11 protein-coding genes are annotated in these 13,919 nt (G+C 66.5%); 7 read left to right on the top strand and 4 right to left on the bottom strand.

Annotated features, from left to right (window positions below):
- Positions 1–217: 217 nt before the first annotated feature.
- Together BLS13_RS12595 and BLS13_RS12590 are read left to right on the top strand one after the other, a co-directional pair.
- A complete protein-coding gene (locus BLS13_RS12595) occupies positions 218–1,018 on the top strand; it encodes an enoyl-CoA hydratase/isomerase family protein (protein WP_093452558.1) in 801 nt (266 codons plus the stop codon).
- A gap of 43 nt (positions 1,019–1,061) precedes the next feature.
- Positions 1,062–1,865, top strand: coding sequence for an SDR family NAD(P)-dependent oxidoreductase (locus BLS13_RS12590; RefSeq protein ID WP_093452557.1), 804 nt, complete (start codon positions 1,062–1,064; stop codon positions 1,863–1,865).
- 72 nt (positions 1,866–1,937) lie between these two features.
- On the opposite strand, the gene BLS13_RS12585 is transcribed toward BLS13_RS12590, so the two are convergent.
- The 4 genes from BLS13_RS12585 to BLS13_RS12570 all read right to left on the bottom strand — a co-directional run bounded on the left by BLS13_RS12585 (position 1,938) and on the right by BLS13_RS12570 (position 7,657).
- On the bottom strand, positions 1,938–2,747 hold the full coding sequence (locus BLS13_RS12585) for an NAD(P)-dependent oxidoreductase (RefSeq protein ID WP_093452588.1): 810 nt from the start codon (positions 2,745–2,747) through the stop codon (positions 1,938–1,940).
- A 172-nt stretch (positions 2,748–2,919) separates the two neighbouring features.
- The gene (locus BLS13_RS12580) at positions 2,920–4,149 is read right to left on the bottom strand and encodes a CaiB/BaiF CoA transferase family protein (protein ID WP_256325847.1); all 1,230 of its coding nucleotides are present in this window, start codon (positions 4,147–4,149) and stop codon (positions 2,920–2,922) included.
- A 41-nt stretch (positions 4,150–4,190) separates the two neighbouring features.
- Positions 4,191–5,441, bottom strand: coding sequence for an acetyl-CoA C-acetyltransferase (locus tag BLS13_RS12575; protein WP_093452554.1), 1,251 nt, complete (start codon positions 5,439–5,441; stop codon positions 4,191–4,193).
- Between the two features lie 17 nt (positions 5,442–5,458).
- Positions 5,459–7,657, bottom strand: a complete 2,199-nt coding sequence (locus BLS13_RS12570; RefSeq protein ID WP_093452552.1) for an acyl-CoA dehydrogenase family protein — start codon at positions 7,655–7,657, stop codon at positions 5,459–5,461.
- Between the two features lie 631 nt (positions 7,658–8,288).
- Here BLS13_RS12570 and BLS13_RS12560 point away from each other — a divergent pair.
- Genes BLS13_RS12560 through BLS13_RS12540 form a run of 5 tightly spaced genes read left to right on the top strand, consistent with a single transcriptional unit; the run spans position 8,289 to position 13,888 of the window.
- Positions 8,289–9,209 carry an SDR family NAD(P)-dependent oxidoreductase gene (locus BLS13_RS12560; protein ID WP_093452587.1) on the top strand — a complete coding sequence of 307 codons (921 nt, stop codon included), beginning with the start codon at positions 8,289–8,291 and terminating at the stop codon, positions 9,207–9,209.
- Positions 9,210–9,212: 3 nt separating this feature from the next.
- Positions 9,213–10,049, top strand: coding sequence for a MaoC family dehydratase (locus BLS13_RS12555; RefSeq protein WP_093452549.1), 837 nt, complete (start codon positions 9,213–9,215; stop codon positions 10,047–10,049).
- Positions 10,046–11,497, top strand: a complete 1,452-nt coding sequence (locus BLS13_RS12550; RefSeq protein ID WP_256325846.1) for a 3-oxoacyl-[acyl-carrier-protein] synthase III C-terminal domain-containing protein — start codon at positions 10,046–10,048, stop codon at positions 11,495–11,497. The genes BLS13_RS12555 and BLS13_RS12550 overlap by 4 nt, the downstream gene beginning before the upstream one ends.
- A gap of 20 nt (positions 11,498–11,517) precedes the next feature.
- A complete protein-coding gene (locus BLS13_RS12545) occupies positions 11,518–12,726 on the top strand; it encodes an acetyl-CoA acetyltransferase (protein ID WP_093452547.1) in 1,209 nt (402 codons plus the stop codon).
- Positions 12,719–13,888, top strand: a complete 1,170-nt coding sequence (locus tag BLS13_RS12540) for an acyl-CoA dehydrogenase family protein (protein WP_093452545.1) — start codon at positions 12,719–12,721, stop codon at positions 13,886–13,888. Before BLS13_RS12545 ends, BLS13_RS12540 begins: the two co-directional genes overlap by 8 nt.
- The last annotated feature ends 31 nt before the right edge of the window (positions 13,889–13,919 follow it).

Raw genomic sequence — 13,919 nt, 5'->3', positions numbered from 1 at the left:
CATGCACGCATTTGAACGACAGTCTGCGGGCTTTGGAGGATGTTGGCTGGTTGCTGGGTTGTCTTGTGGTTAGTGCATGAGGCGGAGGGGCATTGGCATGGGTTTGGCATTTGCTGCACGAAATTTGACCGATAGAGCCGGTGGGAGCTTGTGCGGGATGGTGCGCTGACGAGCGGCCGGGTGTTGTTCCGGGCGGCGGGTGCGAAGGGGAAGAGAGATGGACGAAGAGCCGCTGGTGCTGGTGGAGGAAGATGGCGGGATTTTGATCCTGACGCTGAACCGTCCGAAGAAGTATAATGCGCTGAGCGTGGCGATGATGCGGATTTTTTCGGACACGGTGGACCATTTCCGGGACACGTCTTCGCTCAAGGTGATGCTGATCCGTTCGACGGGGAAGTATTTTTCGGCGGGTGCGGACCTGAAGGAGGGTGGGCGCGAGCGCGAGAAGACGGGTTCTGCGATTCGGGAGATGCATCGTCGGATGCCGTCGGACATGCGGCGGATCTGGGACGAGATGGAGGCGATCGAAAAGCCGTTCGTGGTGGCGCACCAGGGGCCATGCGTGGGCGGCGGTCTCGAGATGTCGCTGTCGTGCGACTTCCGGCTGGCATCGACCGAGGCGCGCTATGCGTTTCCGGAAGGCAAGTTTGCGATCCTGCCTGCGACCAATGGTGTCAGCCGGCTGACCCGGCTGGTGGGGGCGGCGTGGGCGCGGTACCTGGTGATGGCGAACATGGAAGCCGATGCCGAGGAGGCGCGGATCATGGGGCTGGTGCACAAGGTCTATCCGGCGGCGACGTTCGAGCAGCAGGTGATGGATTTTTGCCGGCATCTGGCGCGTCAGAATGGCGAGCAGATGGGGACGGCGAAGATTGCGATCGAGCTGGCGCGCGACCTTGGCGCGCACCAGGCGGCATCGGTCGAGCGGCTTGCCAACAGCGCATTGATGCTGATGCCGAATTTCGAGCAGGTGCGCGAGGCGCATATTTCGGGCATCGGTGGCGCCAAGCCGAAGTGAACTGTGGGCCCCGGGCGGGCTATCTCATATTAGGAATGATGTCATGAGCGATACCGATTTGCTTGACCTGGACGGCCAGGTTGCGGTGGTGACGGGTGCGGGCCAGGGGGCTGGCCGGGCGATTGCGCGCGAACTGGCGCGGCACCATGCGGGCGGGGTCGCGGTGAACGATTTCGTGGCCGAGCGCGCCGAGGCGGTGGCCGCCGAGATCCGCGCGACCGGGGTTCCGGCGATGGCGGTGTCGTTCGACGTCGGCGATATCGCGGCGGTGCGCGCCGCCAATCAGGCGATCAAGGATCAGCTGGGGGCGCCGACGATCCTGGTGAACAATGCCGGCAATGCGGGGCCGGTCGACGACATCAACTTTTCGAACGTGTTCTGGGAGGAGGATCCGGCGGGCTGGGACAAGTTTTTCCGCACGAACATGTTCGGCGTGATGAACTGCTGCCACACCTTCATTCCGAACATGGTCGCAGAGCGGCGCGGTCGGGTGGTGACGGTGGTGTCGGATGCGGGGCGCGTCGGCGAGGCGCGGCTTGCCGCTTATGCGACGGCGAAGGCGGGTGCTGCGGGTTTTGTGCGCGCGATCGCCAAGGAGGCGGGGCGCTGGGGCATCACCTGCAACGCGATTTCGCTGTCGACGCTCGAGCCGCCGATGCCGCCCGAGCAGCTGGCCGAATATATCCAGACCGATCGGGCCAAGGCCTATCTGTCGCGCTATATCATTCGCCGTTACGGCAAGCCCGAGGATGTGGCGGCGATGGCGGCGTTTCTGTGTTCGCAGGCGGCCGGGTGGATTACCGGGCAGACCTATCCGGTCAACGGCGGCTACAGCCTGGCGATGTAGGGCGGATCGACATTCGGCTCGGCCTAGCCAAATGTCGATCCGCTATGATGCCCGGCTTCGGCCGGGCCAAGCCTATTCGGTTTTGGCGCTGGCTTCGGCGAGATAGGGTGATGCGGCGGCGTCGAGCGCTGCGGTGGCGGGATGGCCCGGCAGCGCCGAGACGAGCAAGGCGAGATCCTTGGTGAGCAGGGCCGCGCCCTTGAAATCCCCCGGACTGGGGGTGCCGGCGCTCACTTCGAGCCCGAAACTGTGGCCGCTGCTGGTGCGAATGGTGCGGGCGAGTGCTGCGCGGTCGAGCCCCATCGCCTCGCCGGCGGCAAGGGCGGCATGGGCGAGCGCGATATTGGCGGCGAGCAGGCTGTTGTTGACGATCTTGGCGCGCTGGCCGGCGCCGACGGCGCCGAGCAGGGCGATATCCTTGCCGAAGGTTTCGAAGACGGGGCGGGCGGCGTCGAACACCAATGCTGCGCCGCCGCACATGACGGTCAGCGTGCCTTGCACGGCGCGGGCGGCGCCGCCGCTGACGGGGGCGTCGATGAGGTCGATGCCGCGGGCCGCGCAATGTTCGGCGAGGGTTGTGCAGGTTTCGGGCAGGACGGTCGAGTGGATCGCGATCCTCGCGCCTGCGCGCATGGCGGGGATCAATTGCTCGCAGACGCCGATGACGTCGGCGTCGTTGACGACACAGATGCCGACATGGTCGCAGGCCGCGCCGAGCTCGGCGACGCTGGCGGCGATGGTGGCGCCTTTGGCGCGGTAGGGTTCGAGCGCTTCGGGGCGGCGCGCCCAGACTGTGAGCGGCATTCCGGCATCGACGATGCGGTGTGCGATCGGGCCGCCCTGGTTGCCGAGGCCGATGAACCCGATCCGCTGTCCCGTCATGCGCATGTCATCCTATGTGGCGGATTGCCGGAGTCTGTTTGAAAAGCGTGGAAAGAGCGCATTTTGGGGCCGCACCAGCCCGCTCCCCCACCCGGCTACCCAACGGCAGTATCATATGGGTGGCCGGGTGGGGGAGCGGGCTGGTGCGGCCTGCGCCGAAAGGCGCAGACAATCAGGCGACGGCGCCCTTGGCCTTGAGTTCCTCGATGCGGTCCCACTCGATGCCGAGTTCCATGAGCACGATCTCGGTATGCTCGGAGGCCTGGGGCGCGCGGGTGGTTTCCTGGGCCTCGCCGTTGAACTGGACGGGACCGCGCACGAGCTTCATCGGTTCGCCGCCGTCGATCGCCTCGACCTCGAAGACCATGTCGTTGGCGACCGACTGGTCATCGGTGATGAGGTCGCCGAGGCTTTGCACGGGTGCCCACTGGCCCTTCATGGTCTTGAGATGCTTGCGCCAATAGTCGAACGACTGTTTGGCGAAGGCGGCGACGAGGACATCGCTGGCGGCTTCCGAATTGGCGAGCAGCGAGGGGACGTCCTTGAAGCGGGGATCGTCGGCGGCCTCGGGCACGCCGACATGTTCGAACGTGTCGCGGATGAGGCCGGTGGGCGAGACCATGCACAGGTTGATGGTGCCGCCGTCCGAGGTGCGGAAATAGCCGAGGAACGGGTTGACCGGATTGCCGCCCGAGACCGGCATCTTGTTGCGGTTGAGGACGCCGGTTTCCATGAACTGCGCCAGCAGCGCGCCGCAGGCCCATGACGCCGAGCTGAGCAGCGAGACGTCGATCTCGGTGGCTTCGCCGGTGCGCTCGCGGTGGAACAGGGCGGCCGAGACGCCGCCGGCGATGAACATGCCGCCGATCGAATCGCCGAAGGCGGGGATCGCCTGCGACAGTGGCCCGTCGAGTTCCTCGGGGGTCATGGTGTGGGCGATGCCGCTGCGTGCCCAGAAGCACGAGCCGTCGAAGCCGCCGACATGGCGTTCGGGGCCCTTGTTGCCGAGCGCCGATCCGCGCGCATAGATGATGTTGGGGTTGACGGCGCGGATATGCTCGATGTCGAATTTGTTCTTCTGGCGCACCTGGGGCAGGTAATTGGTCAGGAAGACATCGCTCTGCTTGGCGAGTTCGTAGAGGATTTCCTGGCCCTCGGGGGTCGAGATGTCGAGGCCGACGCTGCGCTTGCCGCGATTGGGATGCTCGATCAGCGTGTGGCGCAGCGGATCGAGCGCGACGCCGCCGAGGTTGAGGAAGCCGCGCTGGGTGTCGCCGCGCAGCGGATGCTCGATCTTGATCACTTCGGCGCCCCAGTCGGCGAGGATCGCGCCGGCTGCGGGCACGAAGGTGAACTGCGCCACTTCGAGGACGCGGACGCCTTCCATCACTTTAGTCGCCATATGTCTTTTCCAACTTCCTTGGCCGTTCGGGCGGCTTTTGTTCAGATACGCTCGATGATCAGCGCGGGCGCCATGCCGCCTGCGGTGCACATCGTGATCAGGCCGTAGCGTCCGCCGGTGCGTTCGAGTTCGTCGAGTGCGGTGCCGACGAGGATCGCGCCGGTCGCGCCGATGGGATGGCCGAGCGCGATCGCGCCGCCATTGGGGTTGACCTTGGCGCGGTCGAGATCGTGATCGCGGATCACCTTCTCGACGATGGTGGCGAAGGCCTCGTTGATTTCCCAGACGTCGATCTGGTCCTTGGTCAGGCCGGCCTTGGCGAGCACCTTGGTGACCGCGCCCGAGGGGGCGGCGAGCATCAAGGTGGGATCGCCGCCATGATTGGCCATGGCGACGATGCGCGCGCGGGCCTTGAGCCCGTGCTGCTTGAGCCCCGCGGCCGAGGCCAGCAGCAAGGCTCCGGCACCATCGACGACGCCCGAGGATGTGCCGGCATGGTGGACGGGTTCGATCTTGATGTCGGGATGGACCTTGGTCACGAGCTCGCCGAAGGTCGGGCCATCCGGTTCGGATGGCATGTCCCGGAACGCGGTGAAGGCGGGTTTGAGGGCGGCGAGCGCCTCGACCGTGGTGCCGGGGCGCGGATATTCCTCATGGTCGAGGATGACGGTGCCGTCATCGTCGAGCACGGGCACGGTCGATTTCGCGAAGCGGCCTTCCTTGATCGCGATCGCGGCGCGGCGCTGGCTTTCGGCGCCGAAGGCATCGAGATCGGCGCGGCCGATCCCTTCATCGGCGGCGATCGCGTCGGCGGCGACGCCCTGGTGGGTTTGCGGGAATTTGGCGTGGAGGCGCGGATTGTTGCCGCTCAGGCTGGCGCCGAAGCCGGCTTCGCGCAGCCGTGCGCCGAAATCGTTCATGAACGACATCATCTCGGCGCCGCCGGCGATGACGAGATCCTCCATGCCCGACATCACCGAGGCGGCGGCCAGGTTGGTGGCGGTCAGGCTGCTGCCGCAGAAGCGGTCGAGGGTGACCCCGCTGGTGCCGGTGCCGAGCCCGGCATCGAGGGCGGCCATCCGGCCCATGTCGCCGGCCTGCAGCCCATATTGGCTCGAGCAGCCCCAGATCACGTCGTCGACCGAGTCGGGGGCGAGATGGTTGCGATCCTTGAGCGCCTTGAGCACGGTTGCGGCGAGATGCTGCGGCAGCATGTCGGCAAGGGCGCCCTTGCCTTTCTTGCCGATGCCGCGCGGCGTGCGGACGGCATCGACGATATACGCTTCGGCCATGGCCATTCCCTTCGAATTCAATTGCGGCTGCGGGGCAGGCCGAGCGCGCGTTCGGCGATCAGCGAGCGGTGGACCTCGCTGGTCCCTGCCCAGATAGTGGCGCCGTGGGCAAAGCGGTAGGCCATGCTGACGACCTCGGCCGGGCCCTCGCGGTGCGAGAGCGACAGCGGCGCGGTCAGGTCCATCAGGTCGCTGGCATCGCGCAGCAGCCGTTCGGACGAGAACATTTTCGACATCGGGCCCGCCGCCGGCAGGTTGAGCTTGTTGGCCGAACCCCACAGCGCGCGCATGGTCAGCATTTCGGAGACGAGTTCGTCGGCGACGGTGCGGGCGAGGCGGATCTGCGCGGTCGGATGCTCGATCAGCGGGCGTCCGTCGCGCATGATTTCGCGACAGAGCTCTGCTGCGGCGGCGGACAGGCCCTTGAGCTGGCGCGAGAAGCCCGAACTTTGTTCGAGCTCGAGCGCGGCGCTCATCGTGCGCAGGCCGCCATCGACTTCGCCGAGGCGATAGCCGTCGGGGATGCGGACGCCGTCATAGAAGGTGATGTTGGTGCGCTCGTCCATGAAGGTGTGGACGGGCTGGATCGCGACGCCGGGCGCCTTGAGGGGCACCATGAACATGGTCAGCCCCTTATGCTTGGGAAGGTCCGGGTTGGTGCGGCAGAGCATCAGCACATAGCTGGCGAGGTTGGCGCCGCTTGTGAACATCTTGGTGCCGTCGATCCGCCAGCCATCGCCGTCGCGGGTCGCGCGGGTCTTGACGGCGAACACGTCGGAACCCGATCCCGGTTCGGAATAGCCCAGGCTGCAGATGATGTCGCCGGCCAGGATCGGCTTGAGCACTTCCTCGCGGACCTGTTCGCCGCCGAAGCGGTCGATGATCGCGGCGATCATCAGGTTGGTGCCGATCGGATGGGTGGTCCATTCGTGCCGCTGCCATGCCTGGTGCGCGGCGTAGAGCGCATAAGGGTGGGCCCCGCGCCCGCCGCGCTCCTTGGGCCATGCCGGGAACAGCAGGTCGGCCTCGGCCAGCTTCTTGTGGACGACCGGGTCGTGGCCTTCCCATGAATGATGGGCATGGGCCTTGAGCTCGGGGGTCAGCGTGCGGGTGAAGAAATCGTCGACTTCCTTGGCCAGCGCGCGGGCTTCGTCGCCGAAATCGAAATCGATGACCACGTCGCCGACGTCGGGGAGGGTTGCCGCCGGGGCGTTGCCGTAGAGCCGCTTGCCGGCCTCTTCGAGCCAGAAGCCGGGATCGCCCGCAACCGCGGACCAGGATTTGGCGCGCAGATTGTAGAGGTGGATGTCATATTCGGTCGACACGCCGTAGCCGCCGAAGGTGCGCGTCGACTGGATGCAGGCGCGCGTCGCGGTGGTGGCGGCCCACCACAGGCTGAGCGAGATATGCGCGGCGGCGTCCTTTGCGCCGTTGGCGATCTCGTGAATGACTTTCCAGACCAGATATTTGCCGCCTTCGACCTCGCAGATGAGATCGGCCATCGGATGCGACAGGCCCTGGAAGGACCCGATCGGCACGCCGAAGGCATGGCGTTCGCACGCATAGGCCGCCGCGAGGCGCAGCGCTTCGCGCGCGAGCCCGGTCAGCGCCGCGGCCTTGAGCAGCTTCCATTCCTCATGCGCTGCCGCGAAGGCGGCCAGCGCCTGCGGGCCTTGCGCGAGCACCGTGCGGGCGGCGTTGCCGAGATCGACCGGAGCGATGTCGTCCGAGGCCAATGTCGGCTCGATCCGCCGGTCGGCCGGGGTCAGCGCGGCGAGGACGATGGCATCGCCGTCGCGGGCAAGGACCAGGTCGGCGCAGGTGCCGCCGGCCAGCCACTGGACCGGTTGTTCGGCGATGTCGTGGAAGGCGATCGTCGCGATGCGGCTGCCGTCGACGACGCTGTCGAGCGCGTCGCTGGTGAAGGCGGCGAGCAGCCGGGCTGCGAGCAGGGTTTCGGCGAGCGGCCCTGTGGCCAGGGTGCGGCCGGCCTCGCCCATCAGCAAGGCGGCGTCGAACGTGCCGAGGCCGAGGCCGCCGCTGTCTGCGGGCACGCGCATCGCAAAGGCCCCGAGCTCGGCGAGCCCGGACCATAATTGACGGTCGCATCCGGACGCCTGGGCGGCGCGGACCCGCTCCATGCTGCTCAGGTCATCAAGCAGCCGTGCAAAGGAGTCCCGCATCAACCGCTGGTCGTCATTGATCTCGAGGTTCATCGAACGAGAAAATCCTCACATTTGTCATCTTCGCGATTGGCCGCGATTGTCGCTATATTCAGCGCGAAACGGCCGCCCCAAGCGAGCGGCGGCGGCCCGCGGCAGGCCGTCGTCCTGCGCGGATTCGCCATAACAATCAACCCTGGCGCATCGGCCACGCAGGGTGCATGGGCCAGGACGGGGGCCTTGACCGGGCCGGGATGCCGGCGCATCGCGGCCTGGGAATAGTCAAGCGCTGCACGGGCTTATACGAAGGGTCCGCGATGCCGGACGGATGAGGCCGCTATGTGATGGTTTGGCCGGCCATGGCAGGCTTGTCACGGAATGGCATGGGCTTGGGTGTAGTTAGCCTGACGAAAGCGGGGTCGCTGCCCGGGCGGAAAGGTTGCGACGGGACGGGTTGGATCGGCCGCAATATCATGACATTGCCTCTGGACATGAGGCCATGCCAAACTCCACCCCGGAGCGGGCGAGGCAAATGTTGCGGGCCGGTCCGGATCTCCTATGGCAAGGCAACCATAAGCGGTCCAACGTTCGCAAGATCGTCCGCGAGAGAGTTTCAGAATGCGTCGGCGATGCCGGGGGGCGGTTCCCCGGGACCGCCCTCGAAAGCAAGACAAGGGCTGATGCAATGAGTGATACGGCAAGATTGGATGGCAAGGTCGTTGCGGTTACGGGAGCCGGCCGCGGCATCGGTCGCGAAATCGCGCTGCTGTGCGCGAAGCAGGGCGCAAGCGTCGTGGTCAACGACCTCGGCGCCTCGGCCGAAGGCGAAGGCAATGATGCCGGCCCGGCCGAAGAAGTGGTGTCGCTGATCCGCGCCGCGGGCGGCAAGGCCGTCGTCAACGGCGCCAGCGTTTCCGATCCGGCGGGTGCGACCAGCATCATCGAGGATGCGGTGAAGAATTTCGGCCGCATCGACGGCCTGGTCAACAATGCCGGCATCCTGCGCGACCGCATCTTCCACCGCATGAGCCTGCAGGACTGGTCCGACGTCATCAACGTCCACCTGAACGGCAGCTTCTACACCTCCAAGGCGGCGGCCAATTATTTCAAGGACCAGGGCAGCGGCTCATTCGTCCACTTCACCTCGACCTCGGGGTTGGTCGGCAATTTCGGTCAGGCCAATTATTCGGCCGCGAAGATGGGGATCGTCGGCCTGTCGAACTCGATCGCGCTCGACATGCAGCGCGCCGGCGTGCGCTCCAACTGCATCTCGCCTTTCGCATGGAGCCGGCTGATCGCCACCATCCCGACCGAGACCGAGGCCGAGATCCAGCGCGTCGAGCGGATGAAGACGATGTCCGCCGACAAGATCGCCCCGCTCGCGGTCGCCTTGCTGTCGGATGCGGCCAAGGACGTGACCGGCCAGATCTTCTCGGTGCGCAAGAACGAGATTTCGGTCTTCTCGGTGCCGCGCCCGATCCGCACGATGCACCGCGACGGGGGCTGGACCGCCGAGACGATCGCCACCGACCTGCTGCCGGCGATGCGCTCGAGCTTCCATGCGCTCGCCCGCTCGGCCGATATCTTCCCCTACGATCCGATCTGAGCCATGGCGATCGATCCAGAAGCCCTGCTCGCGCGCGAGCCGATCGTCACGCGTCAGACGCTCGCCGAGCGCGATGTCATGCTCTACGCGCTGGGGGTCGGCGCGCAGGACCTGTCGTTCGTCTATGAAGACGGGCTCAAGGTCCTGCCGACGATGGCGACGGTGCTGGCCTATCCCGGCTTCGTCTGGAAGGATTTCGACCTGGGCGCCGACTGGCGCAAGGTGCTGCACGGCGAAACCAGCGTCGAAATCCACAGCGCCCTGCCCGTCGAAGGCGAGCTGGTGGGAAGCACGACCTTCGGGCCGATCTTCGACAAGGGTGCCGACAAGGGCACGGTCTGCTATGTGACGCGCGAGATCCGCGATGCCGCGGGCACGCTCGTCGCCACCGTGCGCAACAGCAGCTTCCTGCGCGGCGATGGCGGCCGGGGCGGCTCGTCCGAACCGCAGCGCAAGCCCCATCCGCTCCCCGACCGGGCGCCGGATGAGAGCGTCACGCTGGAAACCACCGCCAACCAGGCGATGATCTACCGGCTGTCGGGCGACTATAATCCGCTGCACATCGATCCCGAGGTGGCGAAAGCCGGCGGGTTCGATCGCCCGATCCTGCACGGGCTGGCCACCTATGGCGTGGCGGGCCGCGCGGTGCTGGCGGCGCTGTGCGGCAATGATCCGGCCCGGCTGAAGCGGCTCGACGCGCGCTTCGCAAGCCCGGTCTTCCCCGGCGAGACGATCCGCACCGACATCTGGCGCGAAAGCGAGGGGCGTGCCTCCTACCGCTCGAGCGTGGTCGAGCGCGATCTGGTCGTCCTGAACAACGGTTATGTGGAGTTCGCATGATGGCCGATATCGGCATCCTTTCGATCGGCGCCTATGTGCCGCGCAAGCGGCTGCAACGCGCCGCAATCTACGCGGGCAACGCCTGGTTCGCCCCCGGCCTCAAGGGATTGGCCAAAGGCGAGCGCGCGATCGGTGACTGGGATGAGGACAGTGTGACGATGGCGGTCGAGGCCGCCCGCGATACGCTGACCGGATTCGACCGTGCGGCCATCGGCTCGCTGTCGCTGGCCTCGACCACGCTGCCATTCGCCGACCGGCTCAATTCGGGCATCGTCAAGGAAGCGCTCAACCTGCCCGACGGCGTGGCCGCCCTCGACATCACCGGCAGCCAGCGGGCGGGTGTCTCGGCGCTGCGCCAGGCGCTGGAGGCCGCCGCCGGACGGCAGGCCCCGCATCTGTGCCTCGCCGCCGAGATGCGCAAGACCTGCCCGGCCTCGGACCTCGAGCTGATCTGCGGCGATGCCGCGGCCGGCCTGCTGGTCGGCACCGGCGACGTCATCGCCCGCTTTCTCGGCGCCTATAGCCTGACCGCCGATTTCGTCGATCACTACCGTGCGACGGGCCGGGACTATGATTATGTCTATGAGGCGCGCTGGATCCGCGAGGAAGGCCATACGAAACTGGCCGGCCGCGCGCTCAAGCAAGGGCTCGCCGCGATGGCGGTCGACCCGGCGACGATCGATCGCTTCCTCGTCCCGATCGCGGGCAAGGGCATCCCCCAGGCGCTCGCCAAGGCCGCGGGGATCCGGGCCGACGCCGTCGCCGACACGCTGCAGGCCGAACTGGGCGAAGCCGGCAGCGCGCATGGACTGGTGATGCTGGTCGCCGCCCTCGAAAAGGCCAAGCCCGGCGAGAAGATCCTCGTCCTCGGCTTCGGCCAGGGCGCCGACCTCATCCTGCTCGAGGCCACCGACGCGATCGCGAAGGCGGCACCCGGCCGTGGGCTCGCCGGATCGCTCGCGCGCGGCCATAAGGACGACAATTACCTGCGCTGGCTCGCCCATCGCGGGCTCGTCGATCTCGACAAGGGCATGCGCGCGGAACAGGACCAGAAGCAGCCGTCGACGACCTTGTGGCGTCACCGCAAGGCCGTCATGGGCCTGGTCGGCGGGCGCTGCACCAAGACCGGTACGGTGCAATTCCCCAAGTCCGATATCTCGGTCAATCCCAATGACCGCGCATCGCACACCCAGGAAGATTATCCGCTGGCCGAGATCCCGGCGCACGTCGTGACGGTCACCGCCGACAGCCTGACCTACAGCCCGAGCCCCCCGCTCTATTACGGCATGGTCGATTTCGAAGGCGGTGGTCGCATGACCCTCGAATTCGCCGACATCACCGAAGAGGTCGAGGTGGGCTGCGCCATGCAGATGGTCTTCCGCATCAAGGCCGTCGACGACGTACGCGGCTTCGTCAAATATTTCTGGAAGGCCGCGCCCGTCCGCTGACGGCGCCGAGGAGTCATTACATGGCAAAAGGCATCAAGGATAAAGTCGCAATCCTCGGCATGGGCTGCACCCGCTTCGGCGAGCGCTGGGACATGGACGCCGACAACCTCATGGTCGAGGCTTTCGAGGAAGCGATCGTCGACGCTGGCATCGAGGTCAGCCAGATCGATGCGGCATGGATGGGCGTGGGCTTCGATGCGATGAACATCGGCCCGTCCGGGCTGCCGCTGTCGATCGCGCTCAGGCTGCCCAATATCGGCGTCACCAAGGTCGAGAATTACTGCGCGAGCGGAACCGAAAGCTTTCGCGGCGCGGTCTATGCGGTGGCGAGCGGCGCTGCCGACATCGCGCTCGCGATGGGCGTCGAAAAGCTCAAGGATACCGGCTATGGCGGGCTGCCGGTGCGCACCCGCGGCACCACCTTCGACATGGTCGGCGTCACCGGCTCGGCCCCGGGCAATTTCGCGCAGGTGGCGTCGGCCTATCGCGCGGCCCACAATGTCAGCCGCGACGACCTCAAGCGCGCGATCGCGCATGTCTCGGTCAAGAGCCATGCCAATGGCGCGAAGAACCCCAAGGCGCATCTGCGCAAGGCCGTCGACATGGATACCGTGCTCAACGCACCGATGATCGCCGAGCCGCTGGGCCTGTTCGATTGCTGCGGCGTCTCGGACGGCGCGGCCTGCGCGATCGTCACCACCCCCGAAATCGCCCGCGCGATGGGCAAGACCGATCTCGTCACCATCAAGGCGCTGCAGATCGCCGGCTCGAATGGCTGGGAATTGCAGCATGCCGGGGGCTGGAACGGCGCCTATTTCCATCCTACCCGGGTCGCCGCCAAGCGCGCTTATGACGAAGCCGGGATCACCAACCCGCGCGAGCAGCTGAGCCTCACCGAGGTCCATGACTGCTTCTCGATCACCGAGCTGGTGACGATGGAGGATCTGTTCCTGTCGGATGAGGGCCAGGCCTGGAGGGATGTGCTGAACGGCGATTTCGACGCCGACGGCCGCATCCCGTGCCAGATCGACGGCGGGCTCAAATGCTTCGGCCATCCGATCGGCGCCTCGGGGCTGCGGATGATCTACGAAAACTACCTCCAGTTGCTCGGCCGCGCCGGCGACCGCCAGCGCAGCACGCCGCCGCGCCTGGCGCTCAGCCATAATCTTGGCGGCATGCCGAGCCAGAATGTCAGTGCAATCGCGATCGTGGGGCTTGCAGATGGTTGAAACCGGATTGGACAGCGAAGCCTTCGAGGCGTTCCTGGATATGCTGCGGCGTTTCGTGCGCGAGCGGCTCGTGCCTGCCGAACCACGCGCCTTCGAGGAGGATTTCGTTCCCGACGACATCCTCGCCGAGATGCGCGACATGGGGCTGTTCGGCCTCACCGTGCCGGCCGAATATGGCGGCCCGGGGCTTTCGATCGAGCAATATATCGAGATCATCCTCGAAATCGCCTGGGCGGCACCCGCCTTCCGCTCGGCAATGGCGATCAGCACCGGGATCATCACGACCGCGCTCAAGCTCGATGCGACCGAGGAACAGCGCCGCGAATATTTCCCCAAGCTGCTCGCAGGCGCGATCGCCAGCTTCTGCCTGACCGAGCCCGACAGCGGCAGCGACAGCGCCGCGATGAAGACCCGCGCGGTCAAGGACGGCGACTTCTATGTGCTCAACGGCACCAAGCGCTACATCACCAATGGTCCCAGAGCCGAATTCTTCATCGTCATGGCCCGCACCTCGGCGGAAAACCTGCCGAGCAACGGCCATGTCAGCGGCTTTCTGATCCCCGCCGGCACGCCGGGTCTTTCGGTCGGCAAGCACGACAAGAAGATGGGCCAGAAGGGCGCGATCACCGGCGACGTCATCCTCGAGGATGTGCGCATTCCGGCTTCGGCGCTGCTGGGCGGGGTCGAGGGCAAGGGCTTCAAGACCGCGATGAAGGCGCTCGACGGCGGGCGGCTCAGCGTCGCTGCGACCGCACTCGGCTATAGCCGCCGCATCCTCGCCTCGGCGCTGAAATATGCCACCGAGCGCAAGGCGTTTGGCGAACCCATCGCCAACTTCCAGCTCATCCAGGCGATGCTCGCCGATTCGCGGATCGAGCTCTACGCCGGCGAATGCATGCTGCGCGACGCCACCCGCGCGGCCACACGCGGCGAACGCGTCTCGACCGAGGCCGCCTGCGTCAAGGTGTTCGCCAGCGAGGCCGCCACCCGCATCGCCGACCGCTGCGTCCAGATCTATGGCGGCGCCGGCTATATGGCCGAATATGAAGCCGAGCGCTTCTACCGCGATACCCGCGTCTACCGCATCTACGAGGGCACGACGCAGATCCTCCAGGTGGTGATCGCCAAGGCCATGCTCAAGGAATTCGCCGCGGCGCTGTGAAGCGCCCGGCGACCACAGGACAAGGCAAGGA

The sequence above is a fragment of the Sphingomonas sp. YR710 genome, assembly GCF_900101455.1.
Taxonomy (GTDB): domain Bacteria; phylum Pseudomonadota; class Alphaproteobacteria; order Sphingomonadales; family Sphingomonadaceae; genus Rhizorhabdus.
The sequence above is the reverse complement of the archived record's forward strand: the minus strand, read 5'-3'. Positions and strand labels throughout refer to the sequence as shown.